This window comes from Paenibacillus sp. BR1-192 (assembly GCF_029542445.1).
Lineage (GTDB): Bacteria > Bacillota > Bacilli > Paenibacillales > Paenibacillaceae > Paenibacillus_AQ > Paenibacillus_AQ lautus_A.
In genome coordinates this window covers 2,047,121-2,072,732 of record NZ_CP120718.1, presented here as the reverse complement: position 1 = coordinate 2,072,732, position 25,612 = coordinate 2,047,121, and the positions used below count along the sequence as shown (strand labels likewise).

Sequence of the window (25,612 nt, the reverse complement as noted above, 5' to 3'; positions counted from 1 at the left end):
CCTCAATCCTCCTTCTTGAACATGCCGGAGAGCTTCAGCTGCGTCAGGTTAATGATCATGGTGATTGCCAGCAGCACGATCCCTACAGCGGCGGCATAACCCAAATTGTTCTTCTCGATGCCTTGACGGTACAGGTAACCGACGATCGTGAGGCCGATATTCTTCGGAGAGTTGTTGCCGTTCCAGAGCATCATGCTTTCGATAAACATGGCAAGCCCCGCATAAATGCTGATCGTTAACACATAAATCGTGGTCGGCTTCAACAAAGGCATCGTGATTTTGGTAAACTTCTGGAAGGCCGAGGCACCGTCGATGGATGCCGCCTCGTAATATTCACCCGGAATGTTCTTGAGTCCCGATAAAAAATATAGCATATTGACCCCCGTCCACCGCCAAGTGGCGAGAGCCACCAGCGCGATAAAGCCGGTGACCTGTCCCTTCAGAAACTTCACCGGATCGATCCCGAACCACCCCAGGATGCTGTTGATCAGGGATCCTTCCATCTCGCCGAACATGAGCCGGAAGATGGTGCCTGCCACAACGACCGACGTCAGTGCAGGGAAGAAAAAAGACGACTTGAAGAACTCCCTTCCCCACATGAACTTGTTGTTGATCAGCACCGCGAACAGCATCGGAAACGGAATCAGGATCAGGAGCGTCAACATCATGTAAATCGCGCTGTTCGTGACTGCCTTCAAAAAGACGCCGTCCCCCATCAGCTTCCCGTAATTGGCCAAGCCGACCCAATCCGCTTCCTGCCCCAGCTGCGTTTTCTGAAAGCTCATGCTGAATGAGCTGCCGAGCGGAAACACCCAGAATACGAGGAATACCAGAATAAACGGCAGGACAAACACGTAAGGAGCAACCTTTTGAGAGTACAGAAATTTTTTAATCATGATTCGACTCCTTTGAATGAGAGCCGCTCACCGACGATCCATGAGCAGCTCTTCGTTTTTGTACCGTATAAGCGAACGTTATTTCAATTCCTGTTCGATTTGCTTCTGGGCGTCATTCAGGGCTTCGGTAATGTCCTTGCCGTCCTCAAAAATCTCGTTGAAGGTGGTTGTGCACAGGACGTTGTTGATGGTGGGCGATGCGGAGGTCGATTTGATTAACCGGATTTCATCCCGGATCTCATTCAGGACATCGAACGGGTTATTGACGAAATATTTCACGAACTGATTCTCGGCATTGTGCGTAACATCCTTCATATCCCAGACGTCCATATTGACCGGATCGAATCCAAGCGTGTTCCAAATTTCTTTATTGGCATCCAGGGACAGTTTGGCGAAGGCCAGAAAATCTTTTGCCAGCTGCACGTCTTTTGCCGTCTTGGTCACGACCGTGCCGGTTCCGCCGCCGCCAACCGACCGGGGCATTCCTTCTTCGATGACCGGAATCGGCGCGATGGCTATTTTTCCCGACAAATCGGACATGTAATTGGTATATCTGGACATTTGCCATAACGGCATGAAAGCCGTGGCATAATTTCCTGCATTAAACTCGCCGTAGGCCTCTTCGGTGTCAGGCTGACCGCCGGCGATGGTCGCGATGACATTGCTGTCCTGCAGATCCTTGAGCAGCGTCATGGCCTTCACCATCGGCTCCGAATTCACGATCGGATTGCCGGAATCGTCCGTCAGATCCGCGCCTTGCTGAGCGAGCAGCATGGAAGCTTGCCAAGCTGCGCTTGTATCGGCCGTCCCCATATACTTGCCGGTTTTTTCATACACCTGGATACCGGCCTGCTTGAAATCCTCCCAAGTCACGATATCCTGATAATTGACCCCGGCCTCCTCCAAAATCTCGGTATTGTAGAAGGCGACGGAAGCTCCGACATGGGTCGGGATGCCGTAATTCACATCCTCCTTGCTGTAAAGGTCGATACGGGATTTCACGATGGTATCCCGGTATGGATCAATGACGTCGTTGAGCGGTTCAAGCTGCGGCGTGCCGGCAAGGAAATCCGGAAATTTCCCAAGCTCGATATCCGCAATGTCGGGGGCACCCGTCCCCGATTGAACCGCGATGGATAATTTGTTATGCATGTCGTCATAAGGCATGACCGTTACGTTCAGCTTGATCTGGCGATCGGGGTTCTCCGTGTTCCATTTGCCCAGCATTTTCTCGAAGTGCTGGCCGTGCAGCTCAACAAACGTCCAATACGACAGCTCCGTAGCGCTTTCTCCCGCCCCCCGTCCAGGACCGAGGTTTCGCCGCCGGCATTGTTCGATTTGCCGCATCCCCACAGGAAGAGCGTCATACATAACACCATGAATACAATCATCCATCTTTTCATCATCTTACTGGACCTCCCTTAATTTTCGTTCATACAAACCTACACTTCGAACATCGGTACTTCTGCTATTCCTCAGAAATAAAGCGCTTTCATATTGTGTGTAATTTGATATGAGTGTTTGGGAGACGGGGCAGCCCACATCGAGGACCGCCCCCTTGCTGTTATCAGGCTTTTTTCAAGCGGATGACGTTCCATGATGCCTTGGCAAGCCTTGCGTTAACCATACCGTTATCGAGTTTCGCGCCCCCCTGATGATGAGGCTTTACTTTTTCCTCGGATGCGGTGTTCACCGCTTTCAGATCCTCATGCTCCAGCACGATATGCTCCAACAGCCGGTAACCTTCAAAACTGCGAACATCGCATTCGAGCTCCAAGGCTTCCTCCAGATGGCGGTTCACGGCAAAAATCGTAATTTCTTCATCCTCTTCGTTATGAACGACCGCGCTGTCCAGATAAGGAACGTCGGTAAAGTCCTTGGAATCGTATTTCGGCGAGTCGACGATCGGCAGCAGGGATACGCCCCGGCCAAATTTGGATGCATGAAGATACGGATAAAAGATCGTCTGCTTCCAAGATCGTCCGCCGTTCTCGGTCATGATCGGAGCGATCACGTTCACGAGCTGTGCCAGGCAAGCCATCTTGACCCGGTCCGCATGGCGCAGGAACGTGATCAGCATGCTGCCCACAAGAATCGCATCCTCGAAGTTGTACACATCCTCCAGCTGAGGGGGAGCGATGCTCCATGGATCAATCTGCCTGTCGGCGTCATTGGAATGATACCAGACATTCCACTCATCGAAACTCAGATACATCGTCTTTTTGCTGCGTTTCTTGGCCTTGATGTAATCGCAGGTGGATTTCACCGTATGAATAAAGTGGTCCATATCGAGCGTAAGTGCCAGGTAATTGGCGGTATCGTTATTACGGTTGCCGTAATATTGATGCAGGGATATGTAATCGACCGCCTCATACGTATGATCCAGCGTTACGGCTTCCCATTCAGGGAATGTCGGCATGCCCGTGCTCGAGCTTCCGCAGGAAACCAGCTCAATGGTCGGGTCGACGAGCCGCATGGCTTTTGCCGTTTCGAGCGCAAGCCGGCCGTACTCTTCGGACGTTTTGTGTCCGATCTGCCAAGGTCCGTCCATCTCGTTGCCGAGGCACCAGGTCTTGATCTTGTGCGGCTGTTCAAAACCATGGCGGCGGCGCAGGTCGCTCCAATACGTGCCTCCCGGATGGTTGGTGTATTCCAGCAAGTTTCTGGCGGCATCGATCCCCCGCGTCCCCAGATTCACGGCCATCATGACATCCGAGCCTACTTCCTTGGCCCAGGATATAAACTCATTCGTGCCGACATCGTTCGGCTCCAGCGTTCTCCAAGCCAGCTCCAGCCGTTTTGGCCGTTCGGCAACAGGCCCCACGCCATCTTCCCAGTTATACCCCGAAACGAAATTCCCGCCGGGATACCTGATAATCGGGACGTCCAGCTCCTTGATCAATTCCTTTACGTCATTCCGAAAACCGTCCGCATCCGCGGTTTCATGGCCGGGCTCGTAAATCCCGCCATATACTGCGCGGCCTAGGTGTTCAATGAATGAACCATAAATGCGGTTATCAACTTGCGCGATCCGAAACGACTTATCCACGATCATGCGTGCTTTCATGTTCTCAGCTGCCAAGTTCTTCACCTTCCGTTTGATATAATTGTAAAACAATTCAAATATAATTAAATGAATTCGTTTTCAAATTTAAAATATCATATGAGGGAGTCTCTGTAAATATACAAATGTAAAATGATTTATATAAATAAAAAATAAATTTTTATGATCAAAAAAACAGTGCATTTTCTGTCGAAAATAGCCGAAATCAGTTGTTTTTCGCAATCCTAATTTAATATAATCCTCAAATAAAAGCGTTTTCCGCATCGATTTTATTGTTTCACGCACAAGTTTTCTGAAGATTTTGAACGCATCTTTATTTCACGCTCATATTGATTTATAATTATTTGAAATAAACGTTTGCAAACATCCCATCCTTATAAATCCCTTAATCGGAAGAAGGTTTGAAATAAGATGATCTACATTAAAGATTTAATGAGCGGACTTGATATCTTCAAAGCGCTCAGCTCCGAGATCCGCATTCAAATTTTGGAGCTGCTGGCCAAGAATCAAAGCCTGAACCTGAATGATCTCGCAAACAGGCTGAACCTCAGCAATGGCGCCATTACCATGCATATCAAGAAGCTGGAGGAAAGCGGCTTGATCGAAATCCATACCACGGGCGGGAAGCATGGCATCCAGAAGATCTGCTATCTGAATAAAGACACCTTGATGGTCGATTTGCGAAGCAAGGATATTAATAATCTGTACGAGGTGGAAATTCGGGTCGGCCATTACAGCGACTACCAAGCCATCCCGACCTGCGGACTTGCGACCAAGGACAGTATCATCGGGGATTTCGACGATCCGCGCTATTTCGCCGATCCGGAGCGCATCAATTCGGAGATTATTTGGCTGACCGAAGGTTTCCTGGAATATCGGATCCCGAATTATTTGAAATCCAACCAATCGTTCCGCGAGATCCAATTCTCCTTGGAGCTGGGGTCTGAAGCACCGGGACATTGCGATAATTACCCGTCGGATATTTTCTTTTACGTCAATGGGATCGAAATCGGCAGCTGGACAAGTCCGGGGGATTTCGGGGACAAACGCGGTACCTTCAACCCTGAATGGTGGCCACCCCACTTAAACCAATACGGCATGCTGAAGCTCATCCGAATTAATAAAGAAGGCAGCTTTATCGACGGGTGCCGCATTTCGGATGTCGGTTTGGACCAAATACAGCTCGATTACAAGAGCGAGCTTACCTTCAGGATTGCCGTTAACGAGCAGTCGGTGAATAAACGCGGCTTAACCATTTACGGCAAGCATTTCGGAAACTACAGTCAAGATCTCTTGGCCCGCGTTCTGTATGATGTGAAGGAAGGATAAGAGAACGACGCAAAAAAGGCCTCTCTATGATCATTCGATCATGTAGAGGCCTTTTTTAGCTAAACGGAATACCTTCTATAACCTTATCAGCAAGCCCATTCTTTAGGTCGGCGGACGGACATGGCCCGCTCTCTGCTGTGCTATCTGTATGAAGTCACAGGTTGTCCTGCCCCGTCAGCCTCGTTCAGTGCCCTCAGGATGGTATGACGGTCGCGCAGCTTATGCGCCTCCCGCAGGCTCTCCCCAAACAGCTCCTCATCAATGCCAAGCTCCTCCAGGCTGGAAGGACCTCCCGCTTGCCGCAGCAGCCCGGCGATCTCCTCCTTCGAAGGAACCTTCCGAAGCCACTCCCGAACCTGCTCCCCATACGTCTCCCAAAGCTTGGGCTCGGCATAAGGATACACTCGTTGATCAGCCGCAGCATGGTAAAGGCTCGATATCTCGCTGCAGGCTACCCCTACCTTGGCGCCATGAAGCAGCGCCCGGTTGCCGCGGCGCAAGTACTCCATCTCCCAGTAATGCGACAAATGATGCTCTGCCCCTGAGGCAGGATGGGACTGCCCGAACAGCAGCATCGCGATCCCGGATTCAATCAAAGCCGTCATCAGAATGCGGATGCCTTCCTCCGTGCGCTGGCCGATGGCCTCCACGTGCTGGATGCAAGATTCCAGTGCCCGCTCCGTGATTTCTGCCACTTGGCCATCATAGGGCTCGCCGGCCGTGGTCGAGGAGAATCTCCAATCCAGCAGCGACGTATATTTGCCGAGCATATCGCCAAACCCCGCCGCTATAAGCGGCTGCGGGGCTTTCGCAAGGATATCCGGGTCGGCGAATATGGCGATGGGAGCCGTTGCAGCATAGGTCTGCTTGATCCCCCGAACCACGATCGGCGCGCCGGCCGAAGTAAAGCCGTCTACCGAAGGTGCCGTAGGTACAGAGACGAACGGCTTCCCGCACCGATGAGCGACAAAGCGGGTAATGTCATGAAGGGTACCGGATCCGGCAGCGATGAGGCATCCTGTCCGCTCTGGCTCCACCTCGATAAAAAGCTGCATCAGCGAGCGTTCATCCGCCACCACATCGCCTAACTCATCAGGCTCGATCAAGCACAGCCGGGGTTCCAGACCTTCCGCTTCCAGCCGCTCCATCAGCGTTTGACCCGCAGCTTCATACGTATTCGCATCAGCCACCACGATCGGTGAATTGAGGCCCTGCCGTTTAAGGTACGCCGGCACAGCTGAAATAGCGCCGGGCTCCAGCTCCATCGTTTCAAGTCCGCGGAACGCCGGCCGGACTTCCCTCATTCGGCTCATTAAACCTTTTGCTTCGTTCAAATAATCCGTCATGCAGCTCCTCCCCTTTCATCCCATCCCATGTTGACGATCCAAGCATCTGGTCTATATTTGTCTCGAAGGACGTCCCGCCCTCTATATGCAGGGCGGGACGATCCTCTTCTGGTCTTGCGCTGCTCCGCCAGCCTATTCTGCCGTCTGCTTAATCCGCTTCAGCCTTTTCATGACGTCGTTTTCCCCGCGGCCGAAATAATCATGCAGCTTGCTGTATTCCTGATACAGCTGCTCATACACTTCCACATGCTCCGGTATCGGCTTGAAGGTCTCTTCCTTCACCCGTGCCATTTTCTCGGCCGCATCGATAATGGAATCATATCCGCCTTTCGCCTGACCCGCCGCCACTGCGGCGAACATCGCGGCACCAAGCGCCGGCGTCTGTTTGGAATCAGCCACATAGATTTCGCGATTGGTAACGTCCGCATAAATCTGCATCAGGAGACGATTCTTTTGCGGCAGTCCGCCGCATGCATAGAGAGCATCCACAGCCACGCCGTTCTCATGAAAGGCGTCCACGATTTTGCGCGTGCCGAAAGCCGTCGCCTCCAGCAGGGCGCGATAGATTTCCTGCGGCTTCGTCAACAGCGTCATCCCTAACATCAACCCGGTCAGATCCGTATCCACCAGCACCGAGCGGTTGCCGTTCCACCAATCCAGCGCTAGCAGACCACTCTGGCCCGGTTTGTATGCAGCCGCTTCCCGTTCCAGCCATTGATGCACGCCGATTCCTTCCTCGGTCGCAGCCTCCTTAACGTACGCGGGAAGCGCTTCCTCAACGTACCATTCAAAAATATCGCCCACCGCCGATTGCCCGGCTTCATAACCGTATAATCCCGGAATGATGCCGTCTTCGACGACGCCGCACATCCCTTCGACCTGCTTCTCTTCCGTGCCGAGCAGCATATGGCAGATCGAGGTCCCCATGGCCATGACCAGCTTGCCCGGTGTTACGACGCCGACCGCCGGTACCGCGGCATGCGCGTCAACGTTGCCGACGGCCACGGCTATGCCAGGCGTTAAGCCCATCATTTCCGCCATCTTCTCGGTCAAGCCGCCGGCGCTGCTCCCAAGGGGACGGACCTCTCCGCGCAGCTTCGTATCGGCCAGATCCTCCAATCTGGGATCCAGCGCTTTAAAGTAATCCTTGCTTGGATATCCGTCTTGCTTATGCCATATCGCCTTGTAACCAGCCGTACAGCTGTTGCGGACAATATGGCCGGTCATTTGGGAGATGACCCAATCCGTGGCCTCCAGGAACCGATCCGCGCGTTCATAGATGGCCGGCGCCTCGTCAAGAATCTGCCAGACTTTGGCTATCATCCATTCGGATGAGATCTTCCCGCCATAACGGGGCAAAAAAGCTTCTCCGCGCTCAGCGGCGATCGCGTTGATCTTGTCTGCTTCCGGCTGGGCCGCGTGATGCTTCCACAGCTTAACCCAGCTGTGCGGCTGATCGGCCAGCTCCGGATGGAAGCAGAGCGGCTCGCCAAGCTCGTCAACCGGCAGCATGGTGCAAGCCGTAAAATCGATGCCGATGCCGATCACATCCGCCGGATCAATACCGGATTGTTGGATGACGGCAGGCACCGATACCTGCAGAACCTCCAGATAATCCCCCGGATGCTGAAGCGCCCAGTCATGCTCCAGCCGCTTTCCGGAACCCGGCAGAAACTCATCAATAACATGGTGCCGATAAGGCGTTACATGATCCGCCACTTCCTGCCCGTTCGCCAGATTAACCAATACCGCACGTCCGGACTGCGTTCCGTAATCGACACCAATGGTGTATTTATTCCCCATCTCATTTCCTCCTACCGATGAAATCATGAATGATGAATATATGCGTTACTTTTGACCGTAATAAGCATTAACTCCATGCTTCCGCAAAAAATGGCGATCCAGCAGCGTCTGATCCATCGGTTCGGTTTCGGGATTGATCTGCTGCATCCGGGCTGCAATCTTGGCGCACTCCTCCAGCACCACCGCATTATGCACGGCGTTATGGGCATCCTTGCCCCACACGAACGGCGCATGGGAATGCACAAGCACCCCGGGCACCATGTTCGGATCCAGATCCGCGAATCGTTCAACGATGACATTGCCCGTCTCCAGCTCGTAGGCCCCTTCGATTTCTTCCCGGGTCATGGGCCGCGTAACCGGAATCTCCCCGTAAAAATAGTCGGCATGCGTCGTTCCGTAAGCAGGCAGCGCGCGACCCGCCTGAGCCCAGCTCGTTCCCCATGGCGAGTGGGTGTGCACAATCCCGCCGATCTCCTTAAAGTTCTGATACAGCACCAGATGAGTCGGGGTGTCGGAGGAAGGGCGCAAATCCCCTTCAACGACATTCCCCTTCAAATCCAGCACGACCATGTCGTCCACTTTTAAATCCTCGTACGGCACGCCGCTCGGCTTAATGACAAACAGTCCGCGTTCACGGTCGATGCCGCTGACGTTTCCCCATGTAAAGGTAACGAGCCCGTACTTCGGAAGCTCCAGATTCGCCTCAAGCACCTGCTGCTTCAAATCCTCCAACATGAACAACCGCTCCTCTCCAGCCTTGAAAATATAGTTGTACGTACAAGTCGGCAAGCAAGGGTCCGAAATATCGGACCTTAAACTCCCTATTCTCTATCGTTTGTCCACCGATTCTCTCTCCACAAGCTCCGGTTGATAAACCGTATCCTCAAATACGGTATGATGCTCGATCATGCTGATCAACTGCCTGGCCGCCATGATCCCCATCTCCGTCTTCGGGTGGGTCATCGTCGTCAGCTTCACGCCGGAAGCAACGGCTAGGGTGGAATCATCGAAACCGACCATGGACACGTCCTGCGGAATGTGCAGCCCGCAATCCCCTGCCGCCTCCGCCAAAGACACGGCCAGCTCGTCGTTATAACATACGAATCCCGTCGGCCGCTGCCCGATCGGCTGCTTCAGCAATTGGACGGCCTGTTCATAAGGGAAACGGCCCTTCTGTTCCGTTGTATACGTAACCACCCGCTCCGGCAAAACGGGAATGCCCGCCTCCCGATGCGCCCGCAAGAAGCCCTTCAGCCGGTTTACGCCCTGAAGGTCGTCCCGCTTGAAGAATCCGGCAATCGCCGAATGGCCGTTCTCGATCAAATGCCGCGTAGCCTTGTAACCGCCAAGCTCATCGTCCAGCTTAAGGCAAGGGCATTCCAGTTCCCGATACTTCTCGTTGATCATCAGAAACGGAATCCCCTTCTCCTGCAAGGGACAGGAAATATGTCAGATTCGGATTGCCCTCCGCGCTCTTGGTCGGCTCGATAATCAGCCCGCTCAGCGGCTGGCTGGTCATGAGCCGAAGGCTCTCCATCTCCTTCTCCTTGTTGTTGTCGGTGCTGGAGAGCAGCAGGCGGTATCCCTTGCTGCGCAGCTCCGCCTCCGCTCCCCTGACTATATGCGGGAAAATATAATCCGAGATGTACGTCGTCATGATGCCGATCGTCTTGACCTGCTCGCTTTCCCGCCGCTCCGGATTGCGGGCAAAGGTTCCTTTGCCTTGAATCCGTTCGAGCCAGCCTTCCTGCTCCAGCTCGCCGAAGGTTTGGCGGACCGTCTGGCGGCTTACGCCGAACTGGTCCGCGATTTCATGCTCCGAAGGAACCTGTTTGCCTGCTTGAAGCCGGCCGGATTCAAACCACGAGAGCAGTTCGTTTTTTAATACAATATATTTGGGTATCCGTCTATTATTCATCATTCACCTCTAGCCTCACGCACTCATTATATTAGGATCCCCTGCAATCCTAAGCTATCTCGCTATTGTAACACAGGCTAGGCGAATGCCGACAGAACCAGTTACCGCAGACGGTATGCGGCTTCGCTCCAGCGGAGCTCGTTCTTGAAGCGCGGTATCGTTGTATCCTTGTCGATAATGACCGCTTCAATGCCGGCCATCTCCGCCCAATCGCTTAAGTGTTCGGCCGTCATGGCATAAGAGAGAACGGTATGATGCGCGCCGCCGGCCAAAATCCACGCTTCCGCAGATTCGCGAAGGGATGGCTGCGGCTTCCACAGCACGCGGGCTACCGGCAGCTTCGGCATCGGCTGCTCCACCTTGACGCCGTCCACCACATTCACCAGCAGTCTGAAGCGGTGCCCGAGATCAATCAGGGAAGCATTGACGGCAGGGCCGTCTTGGCCGTTAAACACGAGTCGTGCCGGATCCCCCTTGCCTCCAATCCCGAGCGGATGAACCTCAAGCGTGGGTTTATCCAGCGCGATGGTCGGGCATACCTCCAGCATGTGCGATCCGAGAATCATATGATTTCCCGGCTCGAAATGATAGGTGTAGTCCTCCATGAAGGAAGTGCTTTTATTGTCTGCAAGCACCTTCAACACGCGTGTCAGGGCCGCTGTTTTCCAATCGCCTTCCCCGCCGAAACCGTAACCGGACTCCATCAAGCGCTGCACGGCGAGTCCCGGGAGCTGTTTCATTCCGTGCAGATCCTCGAAGGTCGTCGTGAATGCGCCGAAGCCGCCTTCCTCGAGGAAACGGCGAAGCGCAATCTCGATCCGGGCTTGGTACGCGATCGAATCGCGCACGGGACCGTCGCTAAGCCCTTCCTTGGTAATCGAATACGACTCCGCGTATTCGTTCAGGAGCGCCTTGACCTCTTCATCGCCGACTTCGTTCATGGACTGCGCAAGGTCGCCGATGCCGTAACCGTTAACGGACCAGCCAAGCTTGATTTGCGCCTCCACTTTGTCCCCTTCGGTTACCGCTACCTGACGCATATTGTCGCCGAAGCGGGCTACCTTCAGCCTGCGGCTTTCGGCATAGGCCGCGGCAGTCCGCATCCAGCCGGCAATGCTGCCGCGAACCTCCCCGTCTTCCCAGTGGCCCACGACGACCTTGCGTGCGATGCCCAGACGAGCACCGATATGGCCGTACTCGCGGTCGCCGTGAGCGGACTGGTTCAGGTTCATAAAGTCCATATCAATCGTTTCCCAAGGAATGTCCCGGTTGAATTGGGTATGGAAATGAAGGAGCGGCTTCTGCAACTGGGATAGGCCCGCGATCCACATTTTGGCCGGGGAGAACGTGTGCATCCACGTCATGATGCCTGCGCAGGACTCATCGTTGTTAGCCTCAAGTATCAGGTTGTATATTTCATCGGGTGTCGTTACGATCGGCTTGAATACAATGGGGTACGTAAATACAGGATCTTTGTCAAACTCCGTTGCCACGATGCGGGAGTGCTCGGCGACCTGCTCCAGCGTTTCGGGACCATACAAGTGCTGGCTTCCGGTGACAAACCAAAAAGAATGCGGTTTCAAATTCATGATTATAACGCCTCCTGTACGAATGATTGCTCACTAACTTGTACATACCTTTATATATAAATAAATAATCATTAAAAACATGTACGTACAAGTTGAATCACTCACATTCTACCCCCGCATCTCCAAAATAGCAAGATCAAAATAAAAAAAGAGCTGCCCCTATAGGTAACAACGAACCCATAGAGACAACCTCTATCATTCAAATCTCATTGACGGTCTACCTCCAAATGCGAACCAGCTTTCATGAAAACTCTTTAGACCGTCAAATAATGCTCGAACTGCTCTATATCGATGGCATCCTGCACCCCTTCGGCTACGATCGTCCCTTTATCCATGACATAGATATAATCGGCCACGCTTCGGACGAATTCGATGCTCTGCTCCACCAGAATGACCGACGTTTCTCCTTTGGCTTTGATCCCGCGGATGACGTCTTGAATTTCCTCCACGATGGAAGGCTGGATGCCTTCGGTCGGCTCGTCGAGCAGCAGCACCTTGGGCCGGGAGGCAAGCGCCCTCGCGAAAGCAAGCTGCTGCTGCTGTCCTCCGCTTAGGTCACCGCCTTGGCGGTGATACATTTGCGGCAGTACCGGAAACAAGGCTAACACATCCTCCGGGAATGCCTTCGTACGAGGCACGCATGGCTCAAGGCCGAGCAGGAGATTCTCTTTTACAGTGAGTTGAGGGAAAATCTCGCGCCCTTGCGGGACATACCCGATCCCGCCTCTTGCTCTCTTTACGGAATCCCAGCCGGTAACCTCCTGCTCGCCAAGGCTCATCCGCCCCTGCCGGATTTTCAATTGCCCGGTTATCGTTCGCATCAGTGTGGTTTTCCCGACTCCGTTACGCCCAACCAGGCATACAATCCTTGCGGGGTCCACGACCATGGACACGCCGCGCAGGACGGCACTCTCCCCATAACCCGATTCAATGCCCTGCAGCTTGAGCATTCGCCTCCCTCCTTTTTCCAAGGTAAACCTCGGCCACCAGCGGATCGCGCTGGATCTCCTGCATGGACCCTTCCTTCAGCAGTTTCCCTTCATGCATGACGGTAACCTTGGCGGCAAAAGAGCGTACAAACTCCATATCGTGCTCGACAACAACGACTGAGCATTCCTTAGCAATGCCTTGAAGGAGCTCGCCGGTCTTCATCGTTTCCTCGTCCGTCATTCCCGCTACCGGTTCATCCAGCAGCAGAAGCCGCGGCTTCTGAAGCAGCAGCATGCCGATCTCCAGCCACTGCTTCTCTCCATGCGACAGGGAACCTGCCCGAACATGAAGCCGATCGGGAAGTCCGATCAATTCCAGCACCTTCTTCATCTCGAACGTAGTGCATCGATTTCTCCTGACCTTCAGCGCCCGGAGCACGCTTCGGCCCGAATCGACAGTCAGCTCCAGGTTTTCCTTGACGCTCAGATTGGGGAATATCGACGGTGCCTGGAATTTCCGGCCCACGCCGAGACCCGCGATTTCATAGTCCCGCTTCCTCGTAATCTCAAGACCGTCGCCGAGCAGCACCCGCCCCGCCCCAGGCTTAGTCTTTCCGCAGATCACATCCAGCATCGTGGTCTTCCCTGCCCCGTTCGGGCCGATCAGAAAATGCAGCTCATGCTGGCGAAGCGCCAGATTCATGCCGTTTACCGCTACAAACCCGCCAAAGGCCACCGTTATATTTTCCGCGGACAGAACGGTTGGCGACATGCCGATGCCCCTGACCTCCCCATGTGCGGCTAGCGAAACATCAGCTCTCTTTGCGTACGGCTGCATGGACAGTCCCTCCTCTTTTGGATAATGACGAAGCCGCCTTGCTCCACAACCCGGTCAATCCTTTAGGCATCAAGACCACAACGATGACAAACAATGCGCCCAATACCAGCAGCCACCCTTCGGGATAAGCTTCGCTGATCCCGGTCTTGGCCGCGTTCAGCAGCACGGCGCCGATTATGGCGCCGATCAGCGTTCCCCTGCCGCCAAGCGCGACCCAGAGCACCATTTCAATAGACGGGACGATGCCCATCATGGACGGCGAAATAATGCCGACCTGAAGGACAAACAACATGCCTGCTAGCCCGGCCAGCCCCCCCGATACGGCAAACGCAAAGGTTTTGTAGCGGGAAGGATCAAATCCCAGAAACCGTACCCGGTTCTCCCCATCCCTCGACGCTTCCAGCACCTGGCCCACGCGGCTGTTCACAATTCTTCTGCATAGAATATAGGCTCCTGCCAAAGCGGCCAGCGTAATAAAATACAATCCTATTTTCGTGGAGGGCGCATTCAGGTTAAATCCCAAAATGGAGCTGTAGCCCGTAAGCCCGTTCGTGCCCCCCGTCCACTCCTGCTTGCCGACAAACAGCGTAACCACGATCATGACGAGAGCCTGCGTCAGAATCGTAAAATACACGCCGACGATCCGGTTGCGGAACGTAAAGAATCCGAGTATCAACGCCAGCAGGGCCGGCAGCAGCATCCCGAGTATCAAGGCCGCCGGGAACGATCGGAAAGGCTCCCAGAACCAGGGCAGGGACGCCACCCCGCTCCATCCCATAAAATCAGGCAGGGCCGAGCCGCTGGCATCCAGCTTCAGGTACATGGCCATGGCATAAGCGCCCAGCCCGAAGAACACGCCATGTCCAAGGCTCAGAATGCCGCCGTATCCCCAGATCAGGTCAAGCCCGACCGCAAGGATCGCCAAAGCCAAAAATTTCGTTAGCAATCCGAGGCGAAAAGGCGTCGTGAACAAGGGGGCCAAACACATCAGGAGCAGCACCGCGCTCCATAGAATCCGTTTCGATCGGCCGCCGGGGTTTCCTGTCAACCATTTCAGCACCATGCATTCCCCTCCTCTCTAATCCAAACTGCGCGTTCGCAGCGCGACGAGCCCGCGGGGCTTCCACTGCAGGAAAGCCACGATGCAGGCGAATACCAGCACTTTGCCGATGGATGCCGAAGTATAGGTCTCAAACAGCGTGTTGAACACGCCGATGCCCAGCGCTCCGGCAACCGTGCCGACCAGCTTTCCGACGCCGCCCAGCACCACCACCATGAAAGCATCGACGATATAATAGGTTCCGATCGACGGTCCGATCGGGCCGAGCAGCGTCAATGCGCAGCCCGCAATACCGGCGATGCCCGAGCCGATCGCAAACGTCAGTCCGTCCACGCGCCGGGTCGAAATGCCGAGACAACCGGCCATGCTTCGGTTCTGCATCACCGCCCGCATCCTACGGCCTTGAACCGTTCTGTAAATATAGAGATACATCGCCGTCAGGACGACGGCCACGAGCAAGACAATGAACAGCCGCTTGTAAGGAAGGATGATGCTTGAGGTGATCGCAAGCCCGCCGTTCAGCCAGGAAGGGCTGGTTACGGCCACGTTCGGTGCACCGAAGATGAACCTTGCGATCTGCTGCAGCATCATCCCGACGCCCCATGTGGCGAGCAGACTATCCAGCGGTCTGCCGTACAAATGGCGGATAAGCACCGTTTCAAGCAGCCAGCCGACCGCGGCGGCAACCATGAAGGATACTAACAATGCGGCGATGAAATAGGTATCGAACCACGATTTCGGCATATAAGCGGAGAACAAACCTTGGGTAACGTACGTGGAATAAGCGCCGATCATGATCAGCTCGCCATGGGCCATATTAATGACATTCATTAAGCCGAACGTTACCGCCAAACCGAGCGCGATCAATAATAATATCGAGCTGACGCTCAGTCCGTTAAACACCTGCAGGATCGTCATATCCATCCGGGGTGAACCTCCTTTCACGAGAGGCCCGCAGGCCTTTCATGCATGAGATGAAGTTTTATTCGCCGCTCAAACCTTTTGCCCAATCGTATGTTTTCAGATAGGGGTCCGGTTTGACGGGTTCGCCCGAGTTCCAGAGCTCCTTGAATTGTCCGTCAGCCTGCACTTCGCCGATGCGCACCGTTTTATGAATATGCTGATTGTCGCCATCGATGGTCACTTTGCCTTCGGGGGCGGCGAACTCAATGCCTTTGGCCGCTTCCTTCACCTTATCCACGTCCGTGGTTCCCGCCTTCTCTACCGCAGCCTTCCACAAATACACCGCGGTATAACCTGCCTCGATCGGGTCGGCCGTGACCCGGTCAGCGCCGTATTTCGCTTTGTATTTATCAACAAAAGCTTTGTTTTCCGGAGTATCCGTGGACTGATAGTAGTTCCAGGCTGCCAGATGGCCCTCCAGGATATCGGCGCCGATGCCGCGGATTTCCTCCTCCGCTACGCTTACGGACAGCGTGGTCATATCCTTGGAGGTAATGCCCGCATCCTTCAGCTGCTTGAAGAAGGCCACATTACTATCGCCGTTCAGCGTGTTATAGACGATATCGGGTTTCGCATCTTTGATCTTGGCTATAATCGTGCTGAAATCGGTGTGGCCCAGCGGCGTGTATTCCTCTCCCGCCAGCTCGCCGCCCTCGGCCGTCAGCTGGGCCTTAATGATCTTGTTGGCCGTTCTTGGGAACACATAATCGGAGCCGAGCAGAAACATTTTTTTGCCGCGGTTCTCGAGCAGCCAGGACACCGAAGGCACGATTTGCTGATTGGTTGTTGCGCCCGTATAGAAAATGTTAGGTGAGGATTCCAGCCCTTCATATTGAACCGGATAAAACAAAAGACCGTGGTTTTGTTCGAAAACAGGGAGCATGGCTTTCCGGCTGGCTGAGGTCCAGCCTCCGAACACGGCGGCAACCTTATCCTGCTGCAGCAATTTGCCCGCCTTCTCCGCGAAGGTCGGCCAATCCGAGGCGCCGTCCTCGATCACGGGTTCGATTGGCTTGCCGAGCACGCCGCCCGCCGCATTGATCTCTTCGATCGCAAGCATCTCGGCATCCTTAACGGACACCTCGCTGATCGCCATCGTTCCGCTGAGCGAGTGAAGAATGCCGACCTTGATCGAATCGCCTGCGGCTTCTACCGGCGGGCTCCCGTTACCCGCTCCGGCGGTTGGAGCGGTTTCCTTTTCCGTCACGCAGCCTGACATTAAAATGGCGCATAATACAAACGAGGCCCATCCTTTAACGATTACGCTTTGTTTTTTCATTGGTTCCCCACTCCCTTTTTCCGTTTCCGAACATTCCGTCTATAACCTCTCTACTCTGTTCGTTATTCCACATTATAGTTGCCTTATATTTCTTGTGTCAATAATTCTTACATAATTTTATTTCATTTTTTCATTTTTAGTAAAATTGTCGTGTTAATCCCCTATTTTGTGTTATATAAAATAACATTCAGTTTGTGATTATATAATGATAGAATGAATTTTCTTTATGATGTGTTATTTTTATTGACGTAAAATAAAAAACAGCCCTTGATTTCTCAAGAGACTGCCGTCGTTCATTATTTATCTGGTCATGTTCCTGTTCGAAATCGTAATCGGCACCCGGTCCGGATAATCCGTAATGATACCGTCAACGTTAATTTGAAGCACGTAAGGTATTTGCAGCATATCCCGAATGGTCCACACCATCGTTTTCATCCCCGATTGATGGATCTTTTGGACCAGACCCTTGGAGACGAGCCTCATCGATATACTCACGTAGTCCGTGTACGCCTTCATATTATCCAGCCGCTGCTTGGATAAGTCGCCCGCATTGGTGATAACTACGCCTAGCGGGATATCGGGCATCAGCTGGCGGAACCGAACCAGCGAGTCCGTATCGGCAGACTGAACGATAATCAGGTCCTTGTACCTTAATCCATCAGTCTGGGCGGCATATCTTCTCAAATCGCCAGCAACCTTTTGCTCGATGCCCGGGTACCGGGAGGGCGATTTCAATTCGATCAGCAATCCGATCCGGCCACCGAAGTGCTCAAGCACCTCCGCCAATGTCGGAATGATTTCTCCTTTGAACGACGAATCGTACCACGAACCCGCATCCAGCCGCCGCAGCTCCTCCAAGGTTAGGCCGCCCACTTCTCCTTGCCCGTCGGTGGTTCGCTCAACCGTGGAATCATGGATCACCACGACCTCTCCATCCTTGCTCAGCTGAACATCCAGCTCCAGCATATCCGCTCCCATGTCAAACGCTTTGACAAACGCAGCCATCGTATTCTCAGGCGCATAACCCGACGCCCCCCGATGGGCGATATTGACCCAGGACTCGTCGCGTTCATCCCCGGACCTGATCCAGGCCTCTCGTTCCCTGGCATGATGAAATGGATAATGAGGCACGTCGGCTGCCGTTTGGGAACCGGTTACTGCCAGCAGAGCAGCAAAGATAACCATCATTCTTTTCATAGGGCTTCCCATCTCCTAGTCCTGCTTTGTTCGCTTTATGACTTCCTAAGTCCGCTCATCCTTTGTCATATCTTCTCAAGCTAATTCTTCCCTTTCCTCCCCCTTTTCAGTCGGTAAAAATGGAGGAAAACGGCTTTTCAAGACTCAACAATTCGTTCATTTTGAATTTTGGCTATTGTAATATGAACGTAAATGGAGTAATTTGTACTTATATGAACATTATGAATGGATTATAAAATGACTCTTAAGGAGATGACATGCAATGGAAAGACGTTATGCCTCACATCCGAATGAAGTGAAACAATTTGACACGGAACGGCTTCGGAAGGAATTCCATATTCCCGTCCTGTTTACGCCCGACAAGCTGGAGCTGGTCCTGACGCATGAAGACCGTTTGATTATCGGGGGGGCCGCACCCGTACGGGAGCAGGTCAAGCTGGATACCGACCTTAAAGAGCTTGGCGTTTCCTCTTTCCTTGAGCGCCGTGAGCTTGGCATCATCAATATCGGCGGACACGGTACCGTCCTGGTTGACGGGACGGAGCATGAGCTGAACAACAAAGAATGCCTGTACGTTGGCATGGGGACCGAAGAGGTCATTTTCCAAAGCACCGATCCGGCCAATCCTGCCAAATTCTATTTGAATTCGGCCCCGGCCCACCAATCGTTCCCGACGGCCAAAGCCACCCTTGAAGAAGCCGATTCCAGCGCTTTGGGCGACATCAAAAATTCCAATGATCGCGTGATCTATCGCTTCATTCATCAAAAAGGCATTCAGAGTGCCCAGCTTGTCATGGGCATGACCCTGCTGAAGGAAGGGAACATGTGGAACACGATGCCTGCCCATACGCATCCAAGACGCATGGAGGCGTATCTGTATTTTGACTTGCCGGAGGATGCGGTCGCCATCCATCTGATGGGTGAACCGAGCGAAACGCGCCACATCGTCATGCGCAACGAACAGGCCGTGATTTCGCCGAGCTGGTCGATCCACAGCGGAGTAGGCACAAGCAACTATACCTTTATCTGGGGCATGGCCGGGGACAACAAACGTTATGATGATATGGACCCCGTGTCCATGAAGGATTTAAAATAGAGGGGAATATCCATTAACCCACGGAAGAGTTGAGAACCATATGAACCCGTTACGACGTTATGAAAAAATAATGGAGTACCTTCTAACCCATAAAGAAGTGACCGTCGCCGATTTGAGCCAGCAGCTTCAGGTAACCGGAAAAACCATACGCGAGGATTTGACCAAGCTCGAGGAGCAGGGTCTGATCGTCCGCGTGCACGGCGGAGCCGTGCTGGCGCACAGCGACCAATTCGGCATCCTGCCCTCAAAAGAACCGCTGGCCAAGCACCCGGATGAGAAGACCGAAATCGCGCAGAAGGCACTGAAGCATATCAACGCGGACGACATCATTGCCCTTGACGGCGGCAGCACCACGCTGGAGATCGCCCGCAGGCTGGAGGATATGCCGTTAACAATCATTACGAACGATGTCTATATCATCAGCGAGCTGGCGACCAAGAATCATATCCGGCTGGTCGTTCCGGGGGGCTACCGGGTGCGGAACATGCTCGCAGGCCCGGAAGGCGTAGCGTACGTAACGCAGCTGAACATTCAAAAAGCCTTCGTATCTGCCACGGGCGTCCATCTTGACCATGGGTTGTCCATCTATACCGGGGATTTGATTCCGTTCAAACGGGCCTTAATCGAAACCTCGGCGGAGGTTTATGCCGTCGTCGATCATCATAAATTCGGTCAGACGGCCTTGCGGACTTTTTCATCCTTGCAGGAGATCAGCGGCATCATGACCGATGCGGGACTGTCTCCCGAGACGGTAAAGCAATACGAGGGAGCCGGCGTTACCCTGCTGTAACCGCCCGCTTGAGACTCTTACCTCTATAACGAACGGCCTAGTTTCGTACTGCATCCATTTAGCGAACATATGAGAGGGGATTAACGGAGCATGAACAGGTTTGATTTATCAGGCAAAACGGCGATCGTCACCGGCTCGGCCCGCGGACTGGGGCAAGGCATCGCCATAGCGCTGGCCGAGGCCGGCGCGGATATCGTTGCCGTGTCCATGAATACAAGCGCCGAAACGATTGAAGCCATCAAGGGATTCGGCAGAAAAGCCTCCGAGATTCGGGTCGATTTAAGCGACCAAAGCAAACTTCAGCAGACCTTTGATCAAGCGCTGGAGCTGACCGGGCATGTGGACATTCTGGTAAACAATGCCGGCATTATCCGCCGGACCCCGGCCAAGGATCACGGCGTGCAGGATTGGCTTGACGTGATCGACTTGAATTTGAACACCGTCTTTTTGCTGTCCCAACTGGCCGGGAGACATATGATCGAACGCGGCAGCGGCAAGATCATTAACATTTGCTCCATGCTGTCCTACCAAGGCGGAATCAATGTGCCCGGTTACACGGCGAGCAAGCATGGCGTTGCCGGCTTAACCAAGGCTTTGGCCAACGAATGGGCAGCCAGCGGCATCCAGGTGAACGGCATTGCTCCCGGTTACATCGAAACCGATAACACGGCAGCCATCCGTCAGGACGAGGATCGCCGCACGTCCATTACGGACCGCATTCCGGCCGGACGCTGGGGCAAGCCCGAGGATATCGGAGGCCCTGCCGTGTTCCTCGCTTCCGCCGCTTCGGATTACATGAACGGGCATGTGTTATGCGTGGACGGCGGATGGATGGCCCGTTAACCAAGAAACGGCGTTATCTTTAAGCCTTGCCGTAGTGAGCTCCAACCGATTCTAGCGATAAGAGGCCTTGCGCTTTCTGCTGCTGCCGCAGCCGGAGGAGGCAAAGCCTCTTTTTGTTCGTTTACTCTTACGTTGAATTAGTACACGTTATTATGGCCGGGCACTGACATTTCGCGAATATACGAACCATCCTTTGGGACATGCTAACTTTACGAAATGGGCCTCGAAGGACCGTGAATAAAGAAAGGATGGTTTTTGGAGTCATGCGCGGAACAAAATCGATACGTTATGTCAGTCTTGCCTGCTTGCTTTCTCTCTTCGGTTCCATTGTGCTTAGCGGCTGTACGGTGAACAGCAACGACCGGGTCCCGTCCCCGAACATGGGCGTTAATCCATACCGGGTGAACACCGGCTTCCTGCTTCGGAATGCCGTGGAACGCGGAACCCTGCGAATCGCCACGGAACGGGATTACCCCCCTTTCAGTTACCATGGTACAGGCGGAATACTTACGGGATTCGATGTGGAAATCGCTGAAGAGGTTGCCCGTCATATGGAGCTAAAGGCCGAATTCGTTGAGACCGGGTGGGAGAATCTGCTGCCTGGGCTGACGGAAGGCAAATACGACGCCGTCTTCAACCAGATCGAAGACCGGCCGGACCGGCGGGCGCTCTATGATTTTTCCGTCGCTTATTTATCCTCTACCCCCGTCCTCCTGGTTCATTCCTCGGGCGAAGCTCAGATCCGTACCTTTTCGGATATCAAGGGCAAGCGCGTCGGCCTGAACCCAACCGGAATCTATAAGGATATGGCCAAGCGGTACGGAGCGGAAGCGGTCCCGATTAAATATATATCCGACGCCGCTAACAAGCTCGCAAATGGAGACCTGGATGCCGTCATTTCGGACCAGCTATCCGTCACCAACCTAAAGCAGCAGTTCCCGGATATACCGGTCGCTGCCGCCGAATCCGCCGATCAAGTATCCGAGATTTCCGCAGCCTTCGTCAAAGGGAATCCGGATCTCGTGGCGGCCGTGGATAATGCCCTGGCTACCATGCAGCAGGACGGAACGTATTTGACCATATGGAACAAATACTTCGGGGACGCTCCGATCAGTTACAAAGGCATTCATGACCGCAAGGTTAAATAAAGCCATTCCTGCCTTGCGCCAAAAAAAGCGCTTGCTCTGCTGGATACCAGCAATGCAAGCGCCTTTTTTATCATGCTTATTATGATTCTTCGGTTGTGGCCTCTTCCGCATTCGCTTCCTCAGCGTCCGCTTCACTCTCGGTCTCCGCCGCCTCCACCGCGCGAGGCACGATGACCGTGGCGAGAATTTCCTCTTCCGAAGCGTGTAATGTGATACCCTCCGGCACCTTAAGATCAGCTACCGTGAGCTTGTCCCCAATCTCCAGGGCGGATACATCCGCTTCCAGGGTAGTAGGCAGATCGCCCGGCAAACCCTCCACTTCGATTTCCGTGACCTGGGTTTGCAGGATGCCCCCGGACTTCGTTCCGGCAGCAGTGCCCTGATAATCCACCGGGATGCTGACACGCACCGGCTTGTTCATGGAGATGCGCAGGAAGTCCACATGGGATACGTTGCCGCGTCTCTTCTGAATATCCTTAATCAACACCGGCACTTTGCCAGAGCCCGGAATATCTAGCTGAAACACCTCGGAACGCCCGGTGTGGAACAGCTTAGCCGTATCCTTGAAATCAACAGCTACGGGGATGCTTTCCTCGCCCGCACCGTATACAACACCGGGAAGTCCGCCGCTTTCGCGAAGCTCTCGGCGAGAAGCCCGGGTAAATTCATCACGCACATTGGCTTTCAGTTGAACTGTGTTTCCTTTTGACATGAGTGACATCCTCCTTTATCGAAAACAAAGTCTATCTCATTATTACCCTATTTACCTGCTAACTAATCATGGAATTTCGATGTTTTAAATGACAATGCAGCGGGTAATAAAGAGTACCCCTTTTGAAAATATGTAAATAGGAGCCCTTTTCACCATGGAAAGGGCTCCTTGTTATTTCATCCTATTCTAACTGGCGATATCCCGCTGCTCTTTAGTGTCGCTGTCTTCGCTTTGACCGCTTCGCAGCGTTATCCGAACCTCTGCTTCATCCGGCGGAATATCGATAAACCAATCGTTCTCGCCTTCCCGGTCCTCCCATTCATTCAGCCTGACGATACAGCCGATCCGATCGGTTCCGGAAGCCGCGTAGAAGACCGCCCGTGCCCTGCCGCTGTCCGTGCGGGAGAATGGAATGCTGCCATCCTGCACGCCCGTTCCCCATACCCATACGTTCCATCCCTCGTATGCTTGGTCACGTCTCTCATATTCGATCTCAACGGCCGTCAGCCCCTGTTTCATATGGGCCAGATCCTCATATAACACCATCAGCGACAGACCTGGAATGACTGCCTTCCCTTGATCCAGCGTCTGGATCGTATCTATCCCCGCCTGACGATCATTCACCACGATGTTCCAGCGGTAAGGGGTAGGCGGCAGATCCACCGGCATTTCATGTTCATTGCCGTTAACGATGACGACGATTTGGCCCCAGCTGCCTTGTTCGGCTGGCTTCGTAAGGCGGTAAGCAATGATCCGATCGCTGCTTCGCAGCACTTCCATATGGCCTTCGATCTCTTCTCTTGATGCCATCCGGAACGCCGGATGGGCTTTTCGCAGGGCGATAAGACCTCTGTAATAATCGAACACAGGTTTGAAGCGCCGCTTATTGGACCAGCGAATGGCATTGATGGCGTCCCCGCTGCGGTAGCTGTTATGATCGCCGTATTTCGTGCGTAGCAGCTCATCGCCCGCATGCAGCAGCGGAATCCCCTGGGAGAGCAGCACGATGCCGTTAGCCAGCAAGCTCCGGCGCACGGCCGCAGCCGACATCACATCTTCATCGGGTATGCCGGCATAGGGTGTGGACGCAGCGGTTGCCTGCCATACATCTCCTTCGTTAACCAGCTTCCCATCCGTCAAACGGAGAAGCCCTGCCTGCTCTTCCATGCCTTGCGCCACTAAAATTTTGTCCCACAGATTCAAATTGTCGTGCACGGTGACATAATTCACCGTTTCCTCCGGGTGGAGCGCAAAATCATGGATCGAGCCCATCATTCCTTCAACGACGGCCCCTTCGTACCATGGCTCGCCCGTAGCAAACCCTCGGCCGCGCCCGTCATTGTCCCCCTTGATGGCATGCCGGAAATGATCATTAAATACGGCGAAGCCTTGGCCCTTCTGGCTTCCCTTGACGGTTTGCTCCGTTAACGGGCTCATTCCTCCCGTCCATGGCTCACCATAGAACAAGAGAGAACGGTCGACCTCTCGGCGCAGCTCGCTTACGATCTCTTTCATCGTCGTTGTATCGATCAGAGCCATCAGATCGAACCGAAATCCGTCGATATGATATTCCTGGGCCCAGTATTTTAACGAATCCTTGATGTATTTGCGCACCATCGGCTTCTCCGTGGCCAGCTCATTCCCTACGCCCGAACCGTTCGATAGATTCCCGTATCCGTCCTTGCGATAGAAGTACCCCGGCGCCAATCGTTCGAACGGGCCGTCGTCCACCGTATACGTATGGTTATAAACCACATCCATGACGACGCGGATTCCCCTTGCATGAAGGGCCATAACCATCTCCTTCAGCTCCCGGATGCGCACGATCGGATCCATGGGATCTGTTGCATACGAACCTTCAGGCACATTGTAATTCTGCGGATCGTAGCCCCAATTATACTCGCGGCTTAAACGCCCGCTTGCATATCCGTCCAGCTCATTGACCGTCCGGAAATCAAATACCGGCAGCAGATGCACATGGGTCACGCCCAATTCCTCAAGATGATCCAGACCAAGGGCGTTTCCTTCGGAGTCTCGCAGACCGCCCTCCGTAAATGCCTTATATTTTCCTCTATATTTCATTCCCGAATCCGTGTGGATCGAGAAATCGCGTACATGCAGCTCATAGAGCACCGAATCCGTAGGCTTTAGCAGGTTCGGTCTAACATCCTGCTCCCACCCCGGCGGATTGCTCTTCGCCAGGTCGACCACCGCGCCGCGGCAGCCATTCGCGGACACAGCGGTTGCATAAGGGTCAACGGCATAACAGACGCCTCCCTCCGCAGACTCGATTCGGTACATATAATAAGTTCCATGGAGATCACGGTTTACCTGAGCCGACCATACGCCTTCCTCATTCCGGACCATCGCATACAGCGTACCGCCCTCGTGATCCGTCACAAGACCCTGCTCGTTATACTCTCCCGGACCCTCATATAAAGCCAGCTTTACATTAACCGCATCCGGAGCCCATACCTGAAAGGCCGTTCCCTCTCTTCGGTAGGTCGCTCCCAGCTTAACGCTTGTGCAGCTCTTGATCATGTCCATACTCATCGTCACCGTCACTTATAGTAGATTTACTTCCTAGTATGGGCGCCTGAATCATAAGACAGACCTCTAGCACATGAATTTAGAACGCTTTCATATATCATGGTATGCCAAAAGCCCTGAATTGGTTTGGGTTCCAAGCCAATTCACTATATATTTAGGCTATTATACTAGCAAATATGCCCGGTGTCTTTCTTTTGACAAAAAAACATCTGTCCGCTATGGACAGATGTTGTCAATGTGATGCTATCATGGAAAAAGATTG

General features: G+C 53.6%; 19 protein-coding genes and 2 pseudogenes. 5 read left to right on the top strand and 16 right to left on the bottom strand.

Translation table 11 applies throughout. The features are described 5' to 3' along the window. Positions 1 to 2: 2 nt before the first annotated feature. The 3 genes and pseudogenes from P0X86_RS08880 to arfA all read right to left on the bottom strand — a co-directional run bounded on the left by P0X86_RS08880 (position 3) and on the right by arfA (position 3,963). Positions 3 to 896 carry a carbohydrate ABC transporter permease gene (locus P0X86_RS08880; protein ID WP_277748328.1) on the bottom strand — a complete coding sequence of 298 codons (894 nt, stop codon included), beginning with the start codon at positions 894 to 896 and terminating at the stop codon, positions 3 to 5. A 78-nt stretch (positions 897 to 974) separates the two neighbouring features. Beyond that, a pseudogene (locus tag P0X86_RS08875) lies at positions 975 to 2,302 on the bottom strand (ABC transporter substrate-binding protein). A gap of 161 nt (positions 2,303 to 2,463) precedes the next feature. After that, entirely contained in the window at positions 2,464 to 3,963 is a 1,500-nt protein-coding gene (gene arfA / locus P0X86_RS08870) for an arabinosylfuranosidase ArfA (protein ID WP_213579778.1), read from the bottom strand. A 408-nt stretch (positions 3,964 to 4,371) separates the two neighbouring features. On the opposite strand from arfA, the gene P0X86_RS08865 reads away from it, so the two are divergent. Continuing rightward, positions 4,372 to 5,289 (top strand): ArsR/SmtB family transcription factor, encoded by a 918-nt coding sequence (locus P0X86_RS08865; RefSeq protein ID WP_009590874.1) that lies wholly within the window; start codon positions 4,372 to 4,374, stop codon positions 5,287 to 5,289. 140 nt (positions 5,290 to 5,429) lie between these two features. On the opposite strand, the gene P0X86_RS08860 is transcribed toward P0X86_RS08865, so the two are convergent. The 11 genes and pseudogenes from P0X86_RS08860 to P0X86_RS08810 form a co-directional block, all read right to left on the bottom strand. Next, complete coding sequence (locus P0X86_RS08860; RefSeq protein WP_096772975.1) at positions 5,430 to 6,635, bottom strand: sn-glycerol-1-phosphate dehydrogenase; 1,206 nt, start codon at positions 6,633 to 6,635, stop codon at positions 5,430 to 5,432. A gap of 132 nt (positions 6,636 to 6,767) precedes the next feature. Continuing rightward, positions 6,768 to 8,438, bottom strand: a complete 1,671-nt coding sequence (locus P0X86_RS08855; protein WP_096772974.1) for a ribulokinase — start codon at positions 8,436 to 8,438, stop codon at positions 6,768 to 6,770. Between the two features lie 45 nt (positions 8,439 to 8,483). Beyond that, complete coding sequence (gene araD / locus P0X86_RS08850; protein ID WP_277748327.1) at positions 8,484 to 9,173, bottom strand: L-ribulose-5-phosphate 4-epimerase; 690 nt, start codon at positions 9,171 to 9,173, stop codon at positions 8,484 to 8,486. Positions 9,174 to 9,266: 93 nt separating this feature from the next. Continuing rightward, positions 9,267 to 10,356: pseudogene (locus tag P0X86_RS08845) on the bottom strand (substrate-binding domain-containing protein). A gap of 101 nt (positions 10,357 to 10,457) precedes the next feature. Then, complete coding sequence (gene araA, locus P0X86_RS08840; RefSeq protein ID WP_277748326.1) at positions 10,458 to 11,945, bottom strand: L-arabinose isomerase; 1,488 nt, start codon at positions 11,943 to 11,945, stop codon at positions 10,458 to 10,460. Between the two features lie 254 nt (positions 11,946 to 12,199). Next, positions 12,200 to 12,895: an urea ABC transporter ATP-binding subunit UrtE gene (gene urtE, locus P0X86_RS08835; protein ID WP_096772970.1), complete on the bottom strand. Its 696-nt coding sequence runs from the start codon at positions 12,893 to 12,895 to the stop codon at positions 12,200 to 12,202. After that, positions 12,873 to 13,712, bottom strand: a complete 840-nt coding sequence (urtD, locus tag P0X86_RS08830) for an urea ABC transporter ATP-binding protein UrtD (protein WP_277748325.1) — start codon at positions 13,710 to 13,712, stop codon at positions 12,873 to 12,875. Before urtD ends, urtE begins: the two co-directional genes overlap by 23 nt. After that, positions 13,687 to 14,775, bottom strand: a complete 1,089-nt coding sequence (gene urtC / locus P0X86_RS08825) for an urea ABC transporter permease subunit UrtC (protein ID WP_015734092.1) — start codon at positions 14,773 to 14,775, stop codon at positions 13,687 to 13,689. Before urtC ends, urtD begins: the two co-directional genes overlap by 26 nt. Before the next feature lie 15 nt (positions 14,776 to 14,790). Beyond that, positions 14,791 to 15,696 carry an urea ABC transporter permease subunit UrtB gene (gene urtB, locus P0X86_RS08820; protein WP_015734091.1) on the bottom strand — a complete coding sequence of 302 codons (906 nt, stop codon included), beginning with the start codon at positions 15,694 to 15,696 and terminating at the stop codon, positions 14,791 to 14,793. A gap of 58 nt (positions 15,697 to 15,754) precedes the next feature. Then, positions 15,755 to 17,014: an urea ABC transporter substrate-binding protein gene (urtA, locus tag P0X86_RS08815; RefSeq protein ID WP_277748324.1), complete on the bottom strand. Its 1,260-nt coding sequence runs from the start codon at positions 17,012 to 17,014 to the stop codon at positions 15,755 to 15,757. A 300-nt stretch (positions 17,015 to 17,314) separates the two neighbouring features. Continuing rightward, on the bottom strand, positions 17,315 to 18,211 hold the full coding sequence (locus P0X86_RS08810; RefSeq protein ID WP_277748323.1) for a glycerophosphodiester phosphodiesterase: 897 nt from the start codon (positions 18,209 to 18,211) through the stop codon (positions 17,315 to 17,317). 262 nt (positions 18,212 to 18,473) lie between these two features. On the opposite strand from P0X86_RS08810, the gene kduI reads away from it, so the two are divergent. From kduI to P0X86_RS08790, 4 genes are all read left to right on the top strand, one after another. Next, on the top strand, positions 18,474 to 19,307 hold the full coding sequence (gene kduI / locus P0X86_RS08805; RefSeq protein WP_009591835.1) for a 5-dehydro-4-deoxy-D-glucuronate isomerase: 834 nt from the start codon (positions 18,474 to 18,476) through the stop codon (positions 19,305 to 19,307). 40 nt (positions 19,308 to 19,347) lie between these two features. After that, positions 19,348 to 20,097, top strand: coding sequence for a DeoR/GlpR family DNA-binding transcription regulator (locus tag P0X86_RS08800; RefSeq protein WP_277748322.1), 750 nt, complete (start codon positions 19,348 to 19,350; stop codon positions 20,095 to 20,097). A gap of 90 nt (positions 20,098 to 20,187) precedes the next feature. Then, the gene (gene kduD, locus P0X86_RS08795) at positions 20,188 to 20,940 is read left to right on the top strand and encodes a 2-dehydro-3-deoxy-D-gluconate 5-dehydrogenase KduD (protein ID WP_009591832.1); all 753 of its coding nucleotides are present in this window, start codon (positions 20,188 to 20,190) and stop codon (positions 20,938 to 20,940) included. A gap of 263 nt (positions 20,941 to 21,203) precedes the next feature. Then, complete coding sequence (locus P0X86_RS08790) at positions 21,204 to 22,088, top strand: transporter substrate-binding domain-containing protein (RefSeq protein WP_192569289.1); 885 nt, start codon at positions 21,204 to 21,206, stop codon at positions 22,086 to 22,088. A gap of 79 nt (positions 22,089 to 22,167) precedes the next feature. Here P0X86_RS08790 and P0X86_RS08785 read toward each other — a convergent pair whose 3' ends face one another. After that, positions 22,168 to 22,800, bottom strand: a complete 633-nt coding sequence (locus P0X86_RS08785) for a 50S ribosomal protein L25 (RefSeq protein WP_015734086.1) — start codon at positions 22,798 to 22,800, stop codon at positions 22,168 to 22,170. Positions 22,801 to 22,986: 186 nt separating this feature from the next. Next, complete coding sequence (pulA, locus tag P0X86_RS08780; protein WP_481858295.1) at positions 22,987 to 25,347, bottom strand: type I pullulanase; 2,361 nt, start codon at positions 25,345 to 25,347, stop codon at positions 22,987 to 22,989. Positions 25,348 to 25,612 lie beyond the last annotated feature (265 nt).

Excerpts from the sequence above, each read along its gene's own strand:
- P0X86_RS08880 (WP_277748328.1), bottom strand. The coding sequence starts at position 896 with ATGATTAAAAAATTTCTGTACTCTCAAAAGGTTGCTCCTTACGTGTTT.
- arfA (WP_213579778.1), bottom strand. The coding sequence starts at position 3,963 with ATGAAAGCACGCATGATCGTGGATAAGTCGTTTCGGATCGCGCAAGTT.
- P0X86_RS08865 (WP_009590874.1), top strand. The coding sequence starts at position 4,372 with ATGATCTACATTAAAGATTTAATGAGCGGACTTGATATCTTCAAAGCG.
- P0X86_RS08860 (WP_096772975.1), bottom strand. The coding sequence starts at position 6,635 with ATGACGGATTATTTGAACGAAGCAAAAGGTTTAATGAGCCGAATGAGG.
- P0X86_RS08855 (WP_096772974.1), bottom strand. The coding sequence starts at position 8,438 with ATGGGGAATAAATACACCATTGGTGTCGATTACGGAACGCAGTCCGGA.
- araD (WP_277748327.1), bottom strand. The coding sequence starts at position 9,173 with ATGTTGGAGGATTTGAAGCAGCAGGTGCTTGAGGCGAATCTGGAGCTT.
- araA (WP_277748326.1), bottom strand. The coding sequence starts at position 11,945 with ATGAATTTGAAACCGCATTCTTTTTGGTTTGTCACCGGAAGCCAGCAC.
- urtE (WP_096772970.1), bottom strand. The coding sequence starts at position 12,895 with ATGCTCAAGCTGCAGGGCATTGAATCGGGTTATGGGGAGAGTGCCGTC.
- urtD (WP_277748325.1), bottom strand. The coding sequence starts at position 13,712 with ATGCAGCCGTACGCAAAGAGAGCTGATGTTTCGCTAGCCGCACATGGG.
- urtC (WP_015734092.1), bottom strand. The coding sequence starts at position 14,775 with ATGGTGCTGAAATGGTTGACAGGAAACCCCGGCGGCCGATCGAAACGG.
- urtB (WP_015734091.1), bottom strand. The coding sequence starts at position 15,696 with ATGGATATGACGATCCTGCAGGTGTTTAACGGACTGAGCGTCAGCTCG.
- urtA (WP_277748324.1), bottom strand. The coding sequence starts at position 17,014 with ATGAAAAAACAAAGCGTAATCGTTAAAGGATGGGCCTCGTTTGTATTA.
- P0X86_RS08810 (WP_277748323.1), bottom strand. The coding sequence starts at position 18,211 with ATGAAAAGAATGATGGTTATCTTTGCTGCTCTGCTGGCAGTAACCGGT.
- kduI (WP_009591835.1), top strand. The coding sequence starts at position 18,474 with ATGGAAAGACGTTATGCCTCACATCCGAATGAAGTGAAACAATTTGAC.
- P0X86_RS08800 (WP_277748322.1), top strand. The coding sequence starts at position 19,348 with ATGAACCCGTTACGACGTTATGAAAAAATAATGGAGTACCTTCTAACC.
- kduD (WP_009591832.1), top strand. The coding sequence starts at position 20,188 with ATGAACAGGTTTGATTTATCAGGCAAAACGGCGATCGTCACCGGCTCG.
- P0X86_RS08790 (WP_192569289.1), top strand. The coding sequence starts at position 21,204 with ATGCGCGGAACAAAATCGATACGTTATGTCAGTCTTGCCTGCTTGCTT.
- P0X86_RS08785 (WP_015734086.1), bottom strand. The coding sequence starts at position 22,800 with ATGTCAAAAGGAAACACAGTTCAACTGAAAGCCAATGTGCGTGATGAA.
- pulA (WP_481858295.1), bottom strand. The coding sequence starts at position 25,347 with ATGGACATGATCAAGAGCTGCACAAGCGTTAAGCTGGGAGCGACCTAC.